This window comes from Pseudomonas xanthosomatis (genome assembly GCF_019139835.1).
Taxonomy (GTDB): domain Bacteria; phylum Pseudomonadota; class Gammaproteobacteria; order Pseudomonadales; family Pseudomonadaceae; genus Aquipseudomonas; species Aquipseudomonas fakonensis.
The window spans coordinates 372,909-388,342 of the sequence record NZ_CP077075.1 but is presented as its reverse complement, the minus strand read 5'-3'; the positions used below and the strand labels follow the sequence as shown (position 1 = coordinate 388,342).

Sequence of the window (15,434 nt, the reverse complement as noted above, 5' to 3'; positions counted from 1 at the left end):
CTTCGCGGGCAAGCCCGCTCCCACAGGCTATGCGCATAACCTGCGGGAGCGGGCTTGCCCGCGAAGAATCCAGCGCGATTCAGTGGCTTAGAACGCCGGCACTACAGCACCTTTGTACTTCTCGTTGATGAACTGCTTCACCTCAGGCGAATGCAGCGCAGCGGCGAGCTTTTGCATGGCGTCGGAGTCCTTGTTGTCCGGGCGGGCAACAAGGATGTTCACGTAAGGCGAATCGCTGCCTTCGATGGCCAGGGCGTCCTTTTCAGGGTTCAGCTTGGCTTCCAGCGCGTAGTTGGTGTTGATCAGGGCGGCATCGACCTGGGTCAGCACGCGCGGGATGGTGGCCGCTTCCAGCTCACGGAACTTCACGCCTTTGGGGTTCTCGGCAACATCCTTCACGGTGGACAGGATGTTCTTGTTGTCCTTGAGCTTGATCACGCCAGACTTGTCCAGCAGCAACAGCGCGCGGCCGCCGTTGGTGGCGTCGTTGGGGATGACCACGGTGGCGCCGGAAGGCAGCTCGTCGAGCTTCTTGACCTTGGCCGAGTACACGCCCAGCGGCTCGATGTGCACGCCGGCAACGCTCACCAGCTGGGTGCCCTTGGCCTTGTTGAACTCATCCAGGTACGGCTGGTGCTGGAAGAAGTTGGCGTCCAGGCGCTTTTCGGCAACCTGCACGTTGGGCTGGATGTAGTCGGTGAATTCCTTGACCTTAAGCTCCACACCTTGTTTGGCCAGCTGTGGTTTGACGAAGTTGAGGATTTCGGCGTGCGGCACCGGGGTGGCGGCCACGGTCAGGGTTTCGGCGTGGGCCGAGAAGGCCGCGACAGCGGCGACGACAGCAAGCAGCTTCTTCATTGATCACTCCTTGTGAGGGCCGCGACGGCCCCCGAACGGGTCGGCCGGGCCGACCCCATTGGGGTTACTTACGGGAATAGTGCACGACCAGTTTGTCGCCGACGCTTTGCAGCACCTGAACCAGCAGCAGCAACAGCACCACGGTGACCACCATCACGTCGGTCTGGAAGCGCTGGTAACCAAAGCGAATGGCCAGGTCGCCCAGGCCGCCCGCGCCCACCACACCGGCCATGGCGGTGTAGGACACCAGGGTGATGGCGGTGACGGTAATGGCGGCGAAGATGCCCGGGCGTGCCTCGGGCAGCAGCGCGTTGGTGATGATCTGGCGGGTGGTGGCGCCCATCGACTGGGTGGCTTCGATGATGCCGCGGTCCACTTCACGCAGGGCGGTTTCGACCAGGCGCGCGAAGAACGGCGTGGCGCCCACCACCAGCGGCGGGATGGCACCGGCCACGCCCAGCGAGGTGCCGGTGATCAGCACGGTGACCGGGATCATCACGATCAGCAGGATGATGAACGGCAGCGAGCGCAGGATGTTCACCACCAGCGACAGCAGCGCGTACACGCCCTTTTGTTCGAACATCTGCCGCGGCCCGCAGAGGAACAGCAGCACGCCCAGCGGCAGGCCCAGCAGCACAGTGAAGAACAGCGAGCCGAACAGCATGATCATGGTGTCGATGGTGGCCAGCCAGATTTCGGCCCAGTCGACGTTGGCGAAGAAATTCAGGGCGTCCATCAACGCAGTACCTCCATATGTACGTCAGCTGCCTTGAAGCGGGCGAACGCCGCTTCCATGTCCCCGCCGATCAGGGCGAGGGTGAGCTGGCCATAGGGGACATCCTTGATGCGGTCGATACGCCCGGCGAGGATGCTGTAGTCGACGCCGGTTTCGCGGGCCACGGTGCCCAGCAGCGGCGCGTAGGTGGCGTCGCCCTGGAAGGTCAGGCGCACGATGCGCCCTGGCACGTGGGCGAAGTCGTCACGTTGTTCGCCTTCGTCGACTTGTTCGTCTTCCTGCACGAAGCGCTTGGTGGTGGGGTGCTGCGGGTGCAAAAACACCTCGGCCACCGGGCCTTGCTCGACGATGCGGCCGGCGTCCATCACCGCCACGCGGTCGCAGACCCGGCGGATCACGTCCATCTCGTGGGTGATCAGCACGATGGTCAGCTTCAGCTCGCGGTTGATCTCGGCCAGCAGTTGCAGCACCGAGGCGGTGGTTTGCGGGTCGAGGGCACTGGTGGCCTCGTCGCACAGCAGGATTTTCGGGTTGGTAGCCAGGGCACGGGCGATGCCCACGCGCTGTTTTTGCCCGCCCGAGAGCTGCGCCGGGTATTTTTTGGCGTGGTCGTGCAGGCCCACACGTTTGAGCAACTGCATGACGCGGTCGTCGATTTGCGCGCGGGACAGCTCGCCGGCCAGTACCAGCGGCAGCGCGACGTTGTCGGCGACGGTCTTGGAGGCCAGCAGGTTGAAGTGCTGGAAGATCATCCCGACCTGCTGGCGGAAGCTGCGCAGCTGATTGGCGTCGAAGCCGGTGACGTCTTCGCCGTCGACGATGATCTTGCCCCCGGTGGGGTTCTCGAGGCGGTTGATCAGGCGCAGCAAGGTGCTCTTGCCGGCGCCGGAGTGGCCGATCAGGCCGAACACCTGGCCATCTTCGATGGCAAGGCTGGTCGGGTTCAGGGCCGGGATGTCCCTACCGGCGACGCGGTAGGTCTTGTGGACGTTTTGAAACTCGATCACTGAGCGAACCTTGTGGGGCGCATGGAATGTGGGCCAGCGGTTAGCCGGGGTCGCGCATTTTAGCCTTTTCCAATAGCTGTTCTTAGCATTTATTTCGTAACCGTCCAATCCGTTGGGCATAACGCGACAACTGGTAATCCTGATTGAACGCTCGCCAGCGCCTCCCAGTCACTACTTGAACAAGCCCGTTCACGGGCAGCCTGAAGACTGATGAGGAGAACCGAACATGGCCAGCAAGAAAGCGCCCGAGCCACGCCAGAGCCAGGCCGCCGGCACCGACACCCCCGACCGGGCCAACACCAACGCCAAGCTGCAAAGCCTGGAGCCCTTTCGCAGCGACGCCACCGGCCAGGCCCTGCGCACCAACCAGGGCGTTAAGGTGGCCGACAACCAGAACTCGCTCAAGGCTGGAGCCCGCGGCCCGTCGCTGCTCGAAGACTTCATCATGCGCGAGAAGATCACCCACTTCGACCACGAGCGCATCCCCGAACGTATCGTCCATGCCCGCGGTACTGGCGCGCATGGCTACTTCCAGAGCTATGGCTGCCACGCCGAGCTGAGCAAAGCCGGCTTTTTGCAGGACCCGGAGAAGATCACCCCGGTATTCGTGCGCTTTTCCACCGTGCAGGGCCCGCGTGGCTCGGGCGATACGGTGCGTGACGTGCGCGGTTTTGCGGTGAAGTTCTACACCGACGAGGGCAACTTCGACCTGGTGGGCAACAACATGCCGGTGTTCTTCATTCAGGATGCGATCAAGTTCCCCGACTTCGTGCATGCGGTGAAGCCCGAGCCGCACAACGAGATGCCCACCGGTGGCTCGGCCCATGACACCTTCTGGGACTTCGTTTCCCTGGTGCCGGAGTCGGCGCACATGGTTATCTGGGCCATGTCCGACCGTGCCATCCCGCGCAGCCTGCGCATGATGGAAGGCTTTGGCGTGCATACCTTCCGCCTGGTCAACGCCCAAGGGGTGGCCAGCTTCGTCAAGTTCCACTGGAAGCCGCGCCAGGGCGTGCATTCGGTGCTGTGGGACGAGGCGCAGAAACTGGCCGGCAAAGACACCGACTACCACCGCCGCGACCTGTGGGAGGCGATCGAGACCGGGCATTACCCGGAATGGGAGCTGGGCGTGCAGGTGGTGCCCGAGGCCGACGAGCACAAGTTCGACTTCGACCTGCTCGACCCCACCAAGCTGATCCCCGAGGAGCTGGTGCCGGTGACGCCGCTGGGCAAGATGGTGCTCAACCGCAACCCGGACAACTTCTTCGCCGAGGTGGAGCAGGTGGCGTTCTGCCCCGGGCATATCGTGCCGGGTATCGATTTCAGCAATGACCCTCTGCTGCAGGGCCGGCTGTTCTCCTACACCGATACGCAGATCAGCCGCCTGGGCGGGCCGAACTTCCACGAAATCCCGATCAACCGCCCGGTGGCGCCCAACCACAGCGGCCAGCGCGATGCCATGCACCGCATGACCATCGACAAGGGCCGCGCCTCGTACGAGCCCAACTCCATCGACGGCGGCTGGCCGCAGGAAACCCCGCCGGCGGCGCAGGATGGCGGCTTCGAGAGCTACCAGGAGCGCATCGACGCGCACAAGATCCGCCAGCGCAGCGAGTCGTTCGGCGACCACTTCTCCCAGGCGCGGCTGTTCTTCCAGAGCATGAGCGCGCACGAGCAGCAGCACATCATCAAGGCCTACAGCTTCGAGCTGGGCAAGGTGGAGCGCGAGGCGATCCGGGCGCGGCAGGTGAACGAGATCCTGGCCAACATCGACCTCAAGCTGGCGGCGGCGGTGGCGGCCAACCTGGGCTTGCCGGCACCCAAGGCCGGCACGGTCAAGGTAAACGACAGCAAGCCCGCGCAGTCAAAGGCCTTGAGCCAGGTGAGCCACCCCGGCGACATCGGCATCAGCGGGCGCAAGATCGCGGTGCTGGTGGCCGATGGGGTGGATGCGGCGAGCGTCGACAAGGTGGTCAAGGCGCTTGAAGCGCAAAGCGCCCGGCCTATGCTGCTGGGGCCGACTTCGGCGCCGGTGAAGGCTGCCGGTGGCAAGGCGTTGGCGGTGGATGCCTCGATCGAGGGCATGCCTTCGGTGATGTTCGACGCGGTGTGGGTGCCGGCGGGCAAGGCGTCGCTCGAGGCGCTGGAGGCTAGCGGTGTGGCCAAGCACTTCCTGCTGGAGGCCTACAAGCACCTCAAACCCATGGGCTTGAGCCTGGAGGGCAAGTTGTTGCTGAACAAGCTGGGGCTCAAGGAGGATGCGGGCTTGCTGCTGGGCGATGAGCAGAAGGCCTTCGATGGGTTCTTCAAGGCGATCGAGGGGCACCGGGTGTGGGCGCGGGAGGCGTTGGCCGAGTCGGTGCCGGCCTGAAAAAGAATCGCGGGGCAATCCCGCTCCCACCTCTGTAGCGTGGGAGCTGGCTTGCCCCGTGAATGCGCGTTATCAGGGCTGATGCGGTACCAACACCACCTGCGCCGGCAACGAGCGCTGGATCTGGTGTTTTTGCTTGAGCTCAAAGCCGCTGTCGAGCTTGTGCACGCGCTTGTGCAGCAGCGTCTTCAACCAGGGCGCATCCTGCGTGCGCGGCACCTGGAACACCACCTCGCAACGGTAATTCACCACATCGGCGGCGATGTCATCGAGCTGGCGGCGCAGCGCGCGGCTGTCGGTGGTCTTCAGTGCGATCACGGTGCTGGGGGCGCTGGGGTCGATCACCCGGGCCTGTGGCTTGGCTTCGGCGGCCTTCAGTGCAGCCTCGGCCTTTTCCAGCTCGGCCTTGCGCGCGTGGGCCATGGTGTCACCACCGGTTACTGCAGGGGCTTGCGGCATGAGCGCGCGGGCGCGCGACAGCGCGGTGGCGGCAGCGTTGACGTCGCCCTTTTGCAGCACGATCTGGCTGCGTTGCAGGTAGGCTTCGGCCAGCTGGCGCTGGTGGGGCTCCAGGCGCGGGTCATTCGGTGCCTGGGCCTGCAGCGTGGCCAGCTGGTCCTCGGCGGTGGCCAGCTCGTTGCTGGCGATGCTTTGCTCCAGCTGCTGCCAGGCATCCGGCTGGGCAGGCGCCACTGCCTGCTCGGGCGGGGTGCTGGAGCACGCAGCCAGGAACAGGGAAAATGCGGCAACAAGCAGATAACGGGAGGCGAACAGCTTCATTCCTGCGACTCTCTATTTGCGCAAAAAGCGAGCAAGTCTACACCCAGGTGCGCACGCTCGAAAACAGGTCTTACAGACCCTTTACCCGCTAAAAGGTTGCGTGCGGTCCCGATTATTCAGCGTTTTGGCAACGCCAGGCTCAGCAAGAATAGCACTGCCGCGCAGACCACGATCGATGGCCCGGCCGGTGTGTCCTTGAACCACGACATGGCCAGCCCTGCACACACCGCGGTGATGCCCAGCAGGCTGGCGCCCAGGGCCATCTGCTCGGGTGAGCGGGCGTGACGCTGCGCCGCAGCTGCCGGGATGATCAACAGCGAGGTGATCAGCAGCACGCCGACGATCTTCATCGCCACCGCAATCACCACCGCGATCAAAAGCATCAGCGCCAGGCGCAGGCCGGCTACCGGCAGGCCTTCTACCCGGGCCAGCTCCTCGTGCACGGTGACCGCCAGCAGCGGGCGCCAGAACACCGCCAGCAGCACCAGCACCAGCGCGCTGCCGCCGAGGATCCAGGCAAGGTCGGTGGTGCTGATGGCCAGCAGGTCGCCGAACAGGTAGGCCATGAGATCAATGCGCACATCATGCATGAAGCTCAGTACCACCAGGCCCAGCGACAGGGTGCTGGGGGCGAGGATGCCGAGCAGGGTGTCCGAGGCCAGCGGCTGGCGTTGCTGCAGGGTCACCAGCAGGATCGCCAGCAGCAGGCAGCCGATGGTCACCGCCAGCGCGGGGCTGACGTCCAGGGCAAAGCCCAGGGCCACGCCCAGCAGCGCGGCGTGGGACAGGGTATCGCCGAAATAGGCCATGCGCCGCCACACCACGAACGAGCCCAGCGGGCCGGCTACCAGCGCCAGCGACAGGCCGGCAAGCAAGGCGTACAGAAGAAAATCAGCCATGCTTGCAGTGCTCTCCGTGAACATGGGTGCCGGGGGCGACGACCGAGCCGTGCAGGTCGTGGCTGTGGTCGTGGTGGTGGTGGTAGACGGCCAGGCTCGGGGCGTTCTGGCCGAACAGCTCGACGAAGGCCGGGTCGTTGCTGACCTGCTCGGGGTGGCCCGAGCAGCATACGTGGCGGTTCAGGCACACCACCTGGTCGGTGGCGCTCATCACCAGGTGCAGATCGTGGCTGACCATCAGCACGCCGCAGCCATGGCGGTCGCGCAGGCGGGTGATCAGGTTGTACAGCTCGGTCTGGCCAACCACATCGACGCCCTGCACGGGTTCGTCGAGCACCAGCAGTTCCGGTTCGCGCAGCAGCGCCCGGGCCAGCAGCACGCGCTGCATCTCACCGCCGGAAATGCTCTGGATGGGGTTATCGATCACCTGTTCGGCGCCCACCTCCTGCAACGCCGACAAGGCTGCCGCGCGATCTACTCCGGGCACCAGGCGCAAGAAGCGCAGCACCGAGAGCGGCAGCGTGGCGTCCACCTGGATTTTTTGCGGCATGTAGCCGATGCGCAGCTTCGGTTTGCGCCATACCGTGCCGCGGTGGGGCTTGAGCAGGCCCAGTACGGCGCGTACCAGGGTGGTCTTGCCGGCGCCGTTGGGGCCGATCAGGGTGACGATCTGGCCAGGCGCCACGGCCAGGTCGATGCTGTCGAGCACCGCTTCGCCCTGGAAACTGACGCCCACCTGCTGCAGGCGGATCAGCGCGTCGCTCATGCCTGGCCCCGGCAGTTGCCGCACAGGCCGACCACTTCGACAGTTTGCGTCTCGACCGCGAAGCCCACGGCCTTGGCGCTGTTTTCGATGGCGTTGCTGATGCTGTCCTGCTCAAGCTCAATGGCCACGTGGCATGCGCGGCAGATCAGGAACTGGCCCTGATGCGCGTGCTCGGGGTGGCTGCAGCCGATGAAGGCGTTGAGCGAGGCGATGCGGTGCACCAGGCCGTTGTCCAGCAAGAAGTCCAGGGCGCGGTACACGGTGGGCGGGGCAGCGCGGCGGCCGTCCTGCTCGCTGAGCACGGCGAGGATGTCGTAGGCGCCCAGTGGTTTGTGGCTTTGCCACACCAGCTCCAGCACGCGGCGGCGCAGGGCGGTCAGGCGCAGGCCTTGCCGGTTGCACAGCGCGTCGGCCTCGGCCAGCGCGCTGTGCACGCAATGGGAATGATCGTGGGGACGGTGGGCCAGCGGCGTGATGGACATGGGCAGCGACGGTTCTGGATGGAGACGTTATTATGTTACCTGTTTCTGACCAGCCGAGTACCCACCGTGTCCCGATTCCTTGCGCTCTTTGTCGCTTTCATCGCCTTCTCGGCCCATGCCGAGGTGCGCGTGCTGACCAGCATCAAGCCCCTGCAGCAGATTGCCGCTGCGGTGCAGGACGGCGTCGGCAGCCCCGACGTGCTGCTGCCGCCAGGCGCCTCGCCGCACCACTACGCGCTGCGCCCCTCCGACGTGCGCAAGGTAGGCGACGCGGACTTGCTGTACTGGATCGGCCCGGACATGGAGAACTTCCTGCCCCGCGTGCTGGCCGCGCGCAGCAAGCCGACGGTGGCGGTGCAGTCGCTTTCCGGCATGCAGCTGCGTCACTTTGGCGAGGACAGCCATTCCCATGACGAGGCCGACGACCACGACGACCACGATCATGACCACCGCCCGGGCAGCCTTGACGCCCACCTGTGGCTGTCGTCGGTCAATGCGCGGGTGATTGCGGCGAAAATGGCAACTGACCTTGCCGGAGCCGACCCGGCCAACGCCGCGCGCTACCAGGCCAACCTGAAAACCTTCGTCGAGCGCATGGATGCCCTGGATGCGCGCATCAAGCAGCGCGTGGCGGGCATTGCCGGCAAGCCGTACTTCGTGTTTCACGAGGCGTTCGATTACTTCGAGGCCGCCTATGGCCTGAAGCACACCGGGGTGTTCAGCGTAGCGTCGGAAGTGCAGCCGGGGGCCCAGCATGTGGCTGCAATGCGCAAGCGCCTGCAGGAAGTGGGCAAGACCTGCGTGTTCAGCGAGCCACCCCTGCGCCCGCGCCTGGCCGAGACGCTGACCGCCGGGCTGCCGGTGCGGCTGGCCGAGCTGGATGCCCTGGGCGGTACCGACCCTGTGGACGGCAAGGGCTATGAGCGTTTGCTGGAGAAGCTGGGTGGTGACCTGGCCGGGTGCCTGGAACAGCTGTAACGCCTGTTACGGCCCTTTCGCGGGCAAGCCCGCTCCCACAGGTTGTGCATAACCCTGTGGGAGCGGGCTTGCCCGCGAAGAGGCCGGCGTGTTTTACAGGGCGAACGGCAGTTTCAGGGCCACCTGCTGACGCTGCGCCAAGCGCACTTCGAACTCACGCGGGTCATGGATGGTCACGTCCATGCCGGCAAACTCGCGGGCGGCAATCAGGCGCGACAGCCAGAAGCGCACGCAACCGACCCGCAGCATCACCGGCCACAGCTCGGCTTCGGCGGCGCTGAACGGGCGCAGCGCAGCATAGGCGCCCAGCAGCGCCTGGGCGCGGGGCACATCGATGCCGCCCTGCTCGTCCAGGCACCAGTCGTTCACGGTGATGGCGATGTCATACAGCATCGGCCCGGAGCAGGCGTTGTAGAAGTCGATCACCCCGGTCAGGTGGGTGCCTTCGAACATCACGTTGTCGCGGAACAGGTCGGCGTGCAGGTTGGCCTTGGGCAAGGCCAAGATCCGCGCCTTGTGCGCGGCGATCTCGTCCAGCGCCGGGGTCAGCAGCGCGGCTTGTTCGGCGCTCAGGCCCGCCAGCAGCTCGGCGCCGGACTGCAGCATCCAGTCGATGCCACGGTCGGTGCGGCGCTCGATGATGCGCTCGCGGGTGGCCATGTGAATGTGCGCCAGCAATTCACCCACCTGGGCGCAGTGCTGGTTGTTCGGCGCCTTGATATGCTTGCCCGACAGCCGTGGCTGCAGCAGCGCCGGCTTGCCGCACAGCTCGCGCAGGCCCTGGCCGTCGTTGCCGCGCAGGGCGTAGGGCACCGGCATGTCGGCGTCGTGCAGCACGTCGAGCAGTTCGATGAAGAACGGCATGTCTTCGACCGGCCCGCGCTCGACCAGTGTCAGGACGTACTCCCCCTGTTCCAGGCTGACGAAGAAGTTGCTGTTTTCGGTACCGGCGGCAATGCCCTGGAAGTCGAGCAGGCGGCCCAGCCCGTAGGGCGCCAGAAAGGTTTCCAGCTCAGGCCGGGTCACAGGGGTGAAGACTGACATGTCGAAAAATTGCCCATACGGGCACTTGCGCCGGCAAGTGCCTGGTTGATATGAACGGTACCCGCCGCTACTTCCACTCGAAGATTTTCCAGGACGGAATCAACATGTCCGGCTGGTCGGAGCGAATGAAGTTGGCATCGGTGCCATCGGCGCGTACCAGGAAATAAGGCTTGCCGCCCTTGGGCGTGACCTTGATCGCATACAGGAAGCCGTTCTGGCGGTATTCCTGGATGGTTTTATCGCCTTCCGTGCGAATGGTGACATCGGGATCGGCCGATGGCGCGTCGTCCGCCGCCAGGGTGACGGCTGGCATGGTGGCCAGCAGACCGAGCAGTAACAGGCGATTGAGTGTACGCATGATAACCTAGTCCTTTTGTCGTCATTGATCCGGCTATTCTAGCGCCGGACCCGCCGAAAAGGTTGATTCTCCTCATGAGCCAAGCGCCCCTCGTCCTGGTGGACGGTTCGTCCTACCTCTACCGCGCCTTCCACGCGCTGCCGCCGCTGACCACCTCCAAGGGCATGCCCACCGGTGCGGTCAAGGGCGTGCTGAACATGCTCAAGAGCCTGCGCCGCCAATACCCGGACAGCCTGTTCGCGGTGGTCTTCGACGCCAAGGGCGGCACCTTCCGCGATGCCATGTTCGCCGAATACAAGGCCAACCGCCCGAGTATGCCCGACGACTTGCGGGTGCAGGTCGAGCCGCTGCACGCCAGCGTGCGCGCGCTGGGCTACCCGCTTTTGTGCGTTGAAGGGGTCGAGGCGGATGACGTGATCGGCACCCTGGCGCGTAGCAGCGCCACCGCCGGGCGCCCGGTGATCATCTCGACCGGCGACAAGGATATGGCCCAGTTGGTGGACGGCCACGTTACCCTGGTCAACACCATGACCGGCAGCGTGATGGACGTTGCCGGCGTGCACGAAAAGTTCGGCGTTGGCCCCGAGCACATCATCGACTTCCTGGCGCTGATGGGGGACAAGGTCGACAACATTCCCGGCGTGCCGGGTGTGGGCGAAAAAACTGCCGTTGGCCTGCTGACCGGCATCGGTGGCGGCCTGCGCGACTTGTACGAAAACCTCGACAAGGTGCCGGGGCTGGCCATTCGCGGGGCCAAGACCCTTCCGGCCAAGCTCGAAGAGCACCGTGACTCGGCGTTCTTGTCCTACGAGCTGGCCACCATCAAGTGCGATGTGCCGCTGGAGGTCGAGGTCGATGCGCTGGTGTGCGGCGAGCCGGACCGTGAAGCCTTGCTGGCGCTTTACACCGAGATGGAGTTCAAGAGCTGGGTCGCCGAGGTGCAGCGTGAAGCACCGCGCGCCAGTGCGCCTGCGGCCGCCGGCACAGCTGACGTGGCAGGCGTTGCGCTTGCCCCGGCCGCCAAGGTTGAGCCGAAGTACCAGACCATCCTCGAGCAGGCAGACTTCGACCTTTGGCTGGAAAAACTGCGCAACGCCCCGCTGATCGCCTTCGACACCGAAACCACCGGCCTGGATGCGCAGAAAGCCCAGTTGGTGGGTGTGTCGTTCGCGGTGGCTCCCTTCGAGGCCGCCTACGTGCCGCTGGCCCATGACTACGAAGGCGCCCCGGCCCAGCTGGACCGCGAAGCGGTGCTGCTGGCGCTCAAGCCGCTGCTGGAAGACCCGGCCAAGGTCAAGGTCGGGCAGAACGCCAAGTACGACATCAACATCCTGGCCAACGCCAGCCCGGCCATCGAACTGCGCGGCGTGCGTTACGACACCATGCTTGAGTCGTACGTGTTCAACTCCACCGCCACCCGCCACGACATGGACAGCCTGGCGCAGCGCTACCTGGACCACAGCACCATCACCTTCGAAGAGATCGCCGGCAAGGGCGCCAAGCAGCTGACCTTCAACCAGATCCACCTGGACAAGGCCGGCCCGTATGCTGCCGAAGACGCCGACATCACCCTGCGCCTGCACCACGCGCTGCAGGCGCGCCTGGCCGAGACGCCAAGCGTGCAGCCGGTACTGATGGACATCGAGATGCCGCTGGTGCCGGTACTGGCGCGCATCGAGCGCCAGGGCGCGCTGGTCGATGCCGATTTGTTGGGCGTGCAGAGCGGTGAATTGGGGGCGAAGATGCTCGAGCTTGAGCGCGAGGCGATCGAGCTGGCCGGCGAGCCGTTCAACCTCGGTTCGCCCAAGCAGCTGGGGGTGATCCTGTACGACAAGCTGGGCATGCCGGTGCTGAGCAAGACCGCCAAGGGCCAGCCGTCCACCGCCGAAGCCGTGCTCGACGAGCTGGCCGAGCAGGGCTACCCGCTGCCCAAGGTGCTGATGCAGTACCGCACCTTGAGCAAGCTCAAGAGCACCTACACCGACAAGCTGCCGGGGCAGATCAACCCGCGCACCGGGCGCGTGCACACCTCTTACCAGCAGGCCGTGGCCGCTACCGGGCGCTTGTCGTCCAGCGACCCGAACCTGCAGAACATCCCGATCCGCACCGCCGAAGGCCGGCGCATTCGCCAGGCTTTCATCGCCAGCCCCGGCTACAAGCTGCTGGCGGCGGACTACTCGCAGATCGAGCTGCGCATCATGGCCCACCTGGCGAAGGACGAAGGCTTGCTGCATGCCTTCCGTAACGACCTGGACGTGCACCGCGCCACTGCTGCCGAGGTGTTCGGCGTGGCGCTGGAAGCGGTCACCACCGACCAGCGGCGCAGCGCCAAGGCGATCAACTTCGGTTTGATCTACGGCATGAGCGCGTTCGGCCTGGCCAAGCAGATCGGCGTCGATCGCAAGCAGTCCCAGGACTATATCGACCGCTACTTCGCCCGTTACCCAGGCGTGCTGGCCTACATGGAGCGCACCCGCGCCCAGGCTGCCGAGCAGGGCTTCGTCGAAACCCTGTTCGGCCGGCGCCTGTACCTGCCCGACATCAACGCCAAGAACCCTGCGCTGCGCAAGGGCGCCGAACGCACGGCGATCAACGCGCCGATGCAGGGCACTGCGGCAGACATCATCAAGCGCGCCATGGTGGCGGTGGACAACTGGCTGAGCGACAGCGGGCTGGATGCGCGGGTGATCCTGCAGGTGCACGACGAACTGGTGCTTGAGGTGCGCGAGGACCTGGTTCAACAGGTCAAAGATGAAATTCGCGGCCACATGAGCGGCGCGGCGCAGTTGGATGTACCGCTGCTGGTGGAAGTGGGAATCGGCTCGAATTGGGACGAAGCTCACTGAATTCGCGGGCTGGGCTGTGTAGGATCTGCGGCGTGGTGTCGCGGATCCGCGCCGTTGGATTCGAAGTTTCATGAAACTATCGCAAATAGTTTCGAGGGCTTCGGAACTAAACCGGTGAAGCCTCACTCAGATGCACTGAATGGCTGGTGAAGCCTTTCGATGCTCCTATGTTGTGTTAAGTGTTGGCAGATACCTGGACTCGCCTCTGGCGGTCCGGACTTGAACCCCGAACTTCCCCCTCCCCATATGAAGTCCGGGGTTTTTTTTGCCTGAAATTTGGTCCTCAGCGCCCTGCGCAACTTGTGCTGTGCGGCTGATTTCCTGGGGGCGCTACACGGCCCATCGCGGCACAAGGCCGCTCCTACAGGGCCGGGTGTCGCCTCAGGCCGGCTTGTCTTCCAGTTCCATCCAGTCCGCCAGCACCCGGTAGGCCTCTTCCAGGCCTTGGCGCTTGGGCGCCGAGAACAGCTGGATGGTCGCGGCATCGCCCCAGCCCTTGCGAATTTCGGCCTGTACCTTGAGCAGGGTGTTCTTGCCGGCGCCGTGGGTGAGTTTGTCGGCCTTGGTCAGCAGGATGTGCATGGGCATGCCGCTGGCCTTGGCCCAGTCGAGCATCATCTTGTCGAAGTCGGTCATCGGGTGGCGCACGTCCATCATCAGGATCACCCCGCGCAGGCACTCACGGCTGCCGAGGTACGCCTCCAGGTGCTTCTGCCAGTGCTGCTTGAGCGGAATCGGCACTTTTGCATAACCGTAGCCCGGCAGGTCGACCAAACGCCGTTCATCGTCCAGACTGAAGAAATTCAACAGCTGGGTGCGGCCCGGGGTCTTGGAAGTCCGCGCCAGGCTGGCATGGGTCAGGGTATTGAGGGCGCTGGATTTGCCGGCGTTGGAGCGGCCGGCGAAGGCCACCTCGTAACCCTGGTCGTCCGGGCATTGTTCGACCTTGGCAGCGCTGAGGGCGAATTTGGCTTTCTGGCAGAGGCCGAGGATGGGGTTCTTGACTTGCATGGGATATCCGATGTGGGTGTTGCCAAGGCCTGGGCCGGCAAGCGGTGTCGTTTCCGTTTGGATGGCGGAAGTATATAATGCCCCAGTTTTTGTGTGCTCATTCTCCCAGCGAAGGAGAACGGGCATGGGGTGTCGAACAATAGCTCGCGCATCAGAACGCAGCGCGTCCCCCAACCCTGTCAGGTCGTTCCGCTTGGCGAAATGGCTGCTAGCTGTCGGTGTGTTCCTGCCGATTTTCAGCGCACAGGCTACACAGGATCCCGAGGCGTTGTACAACCGCACGTGCGCGGCTTGTCACGCCGGTCAGCTGCCACAGGCCCCCATGCGGGGTGACCGGGCAGCCTGGGAGCCCAGGCTGGCGCAAGGCATGGCGCAACTGGTGGTGCATGTTACACAGGGTTTCAAGGCTATGCCGCCGCGTGGATTGTGCATGGACTGCAGTGCCGAGGACTACCGATTGGTCATCCTTTGGATGAGTGGCAGTCCCGATACATAACATTTCACCCTTAGCCGTGTTGGATTAGCTGATGAACAAACTATTCGTGAGTCTGCTGTTGACCATGGGGGTCGCAGGTGCGGCAAGTGCTGCGGAACCCATCAAAGGCGATGCCGCCGCGGGCCAGGCAAAAACAGCGGTGTGTGGGGCCTGCCACAACCCTGACGGCAACAGCCTGGCGCCGAACTTCCCCAAACTCGCCGGCCAAGGCCAGCGCTACCTGGAAAAGCAACTGCACGACATCAAGTCCGGCAAGCGCACCGTGCTGGAGATGACCGGCATGCTGGCCAACTTCAATGACCAGGACCTGGCCGATATCGCGGCGTATTTCTCAAGCCAAAAAGGCAGCGTGGGCGCCGCCGACCCGAAACTGGTCGAGCGTGGCCGTGCGCTGTTCAATGGCGGCGACCTTGAAAAAGGCATGCCGGCCTGCACCGGTTGCCACTCGCCGAACGGCGCCGGCATCGCCCTGGCCGGCTTCCCGCACCTGGGCGGCCAGCATGCGCAGTACGTCAGCAAGCAGTTGACCGACTTCCGCGAAGGCAACCGCACCAACGACGGCGACGCCATGACCATGCGCACCATCGCCGGCAAGCTCAGCAACCATGATATCGAGGCCATCGCCAGTTATATCCAGGGGCTGCACTGAGTTCGGCGGCCTCATCGCCGGCAAGCCGGCTCCTGCAGGTACGCACCGGCCTGAGGGAACAGGCGTTAACAATCGGTTAATGATGTGCGGCAAAGATGAAAGGGCAGCCCGCGCTGCCCTTTTTTTCGTTCAGGGTCGTACACTACAGAACTC

The 15,434-nt window shown here is 64.6% G+C and carries 15 protein-coding genes; 5 read left to right on the top strand and 10 right to left on the bottom strand.

The genetic code is table 11. From position 1 onward, the window contains the following. Positions 1-87: 87 nt before the first annotated feature. From KSS93_RS01620 to KSS93_RS01610, 3 genes are all read right to left on the bottom strand, one after another. The gene (locus KSS93_RS01620) at positions 88-858 is read right to left on the bottom strand and encodes a MetQ/NlpA family ABC transporter substrate-binding protein (protein ID WP_217886886.1); all 771 of its coding nucleotides are present in this window, start codon (positions 856-858) and stop codon (positions 88-90) included. A 64-nt stretch (positions 859-922) separates the two neighbouring features. Then, on the bottom strand, positions 923-1,594 hold the full coding sequence (locus KSS93_RS01615; protein ID WP_217886885.1) for a methionine ABC transporter permease: 672 nt from the start codon (positions 1,592-1,594) through the stop codon (positions 923-925). Beyond that, a complete protein-coding gene (locus KSS93_RS01610; RefSeq protein ID WP_217886884.1) occupies positions 1,594-2,601 on the bottom strand; it encodes a methionine ABC transporter ATP-binding protein in 1,008 nt (335 codons plus the stop codon). The genes KSS93_RS01615 and KSS93_RS01610 overlap by 1 nt, the downstream gene beginning before the upstream one ends. Before the next feature lie 226 nt (positions 2,602-2,827). Here KSS93_RS01610 and katE point away from each other — a divergent pair, with 226 nt between their 5' ends. Beyond that, entirely contained in the window at positions 2,828-4,972 is a 2,145-nt protein-coding gene (katE, locus tag KSS93_RS01605) for a catalase HPII (protein ID WP_217886883.1), read from the top strand. A gap of 72 nt (positions 4,973-5,044) precedes the next feature. Here the strand turns inward: katE and KSS93_RS01600 are convergent, their stop codons facing one another. The 4 genes from KSS93_RS01600 to zur all read right to left on the bottom strand — a co-directional run bounded on the left by KSS93_RS01600 (position 5,045) and on the right by zur (position 7,899). Beyond that, positions 5,045-5,752 carry a PA5502 family lipoprotein gene (locus KSS93_RS01600; RefSeq protein WP_217886882.1) on the bottom strand — a complete coding sequence of 236 codons (708 nt, stop codon included), beginning with the start codon at positions 5,750-5,752 and terminating at the stop codon, positions 5,045-5,047. A gap of 116 nt (positions 5,753-5,868) precedes the next feature. Further along, entirely contained in the window at positions 5,869-6,651 is a 783-nt protein-coding gene (gene znuB, locus KSS93_RS01595; protein WP_217841145.1) for a zinc ABC transporter permease subunit ZnuB, read from the bottom strand. Further along, complete coding sequence (gene znuC / locus KSS93_RS01590; RefSeq protein ID WP_217886881.1) at positions 6,644-7,417, bottom strand: zinc ABC transporter ATP-binding protein ZnuC; 774 nt, start codon at positions 7,415-7,417, stop codon at positions 6,644-6,646. The genes znuB and znuC overlap by 8 nt, the downstream gene beginning before the upstream one ends. After that, complete coding sequence (gene zur, locus KSS93_RS01585) at positions 7,414-7,899, bottom strand: zinc uptake transcriptional repressor Zur (RefSeq protein ID WP_217886880.1); 486 nt, start codon at positions 7,897-7,899, stop codon at positions 7,414-7,416. The genes znuC and zur overlap by 4 nt, the downstream gene beginning before the upstream one ends. Positions 7,900-7,917: 18 nt before the next feature. Between zur and KSS93_RS01580 the strand changes: the two genes are divergently transcribed. Continuing rightward, entirely contained in the window at positions 7,918-8,877 is a 960-nt protein-coding gene (locus KSS93_RS01580) for a zinc ABC transporter substrate-binding protein (RefSeq protein ID WP_217886879.1), read from the top strand. Positions 8,878-8,970: 93 nt separating this feature from the next. Here KSS93_RS01580 and KSS93_RS01575 read toward each other — a convergent pair whose 3' ends face one another. Both KSS93_RS01575 and KSS93_RS01570 read right to left on the bottom strand, forming a co-directional pair. Then, a complete protein-coding gene (locus KSS93_RS01575; RefSeq protein WP_217886878.1) occupies positions 8,971-9,921 on the bottom strand; it encodes a homoserine kinase in 951 nt (316 codons plus the stop codon). A gap of 67 nt (positions 9,922-9,988) precedes the next feature. Next, positions 9,989-10,279, bottom strand: a complete 291-nt coding sequence (locus tag KSS93_RS01570) for a DUF2782 domain-containing protein (protein ID WP_217841150.1) — start codon at positions 10,277-10,279, stop codon at positions 9,989-9,991. Between the two features lie 74 nt (positions 10,280-10,353). Between KSS93_RS01570 and polA the strand changes: the two genes are divergently transcribed. Next, entirely contained in the window at positions 10,354-13,125 is a 2,772-nt protein-coding gene (gene polA / locus KSS93_RS01565) for a DNA polymerase I (protein WP_217886877.1), read from the top strand. Between the two features lie 381 nt (positions 13,126-13,506). Here polA and yihA read toward each other — a convergent pair whose 3' ends face one another. Continuing rightward, positions 13,507-14,136, bottom strand: coding sequence for a ribosome biogenesis GTP-binding protein YihA/YsxC (gene yihA, locus KSS93_RS01560; protein ID WP_217841152.1), 630 nt, complete (start codon positions 14,134-14,136; stop codon positions 13,507-13,509). A gap of 193 nt (positions 14,137-14,329) precedes the next feature. Between yihA and KSS93_RS01555 the strand changes: the two genes are divergently transcribed. Further along, entirely contained in the window at positions 14,330-14,632 is a 303-nt protein-coding gene (locus tag KSS93_RS01555; protein WP_217841153.1) for a c-type cytochrome, read from the top strand. Positions 14,633-14,663: 31 nt separating this feature from the next. Next, positions 14,664-15,281, top strand: coding sequence for a c-type cytochrome (locus tag KSS93_RS01550; RefSeq protein WP_217886876.1), 618 nt, complete (start codon positions 14,664-14,666; stop codon positions 15,279-15,281). The last annotated feature ends 153 nt before the right edge of the window (positions 15,282-15,434 follow it).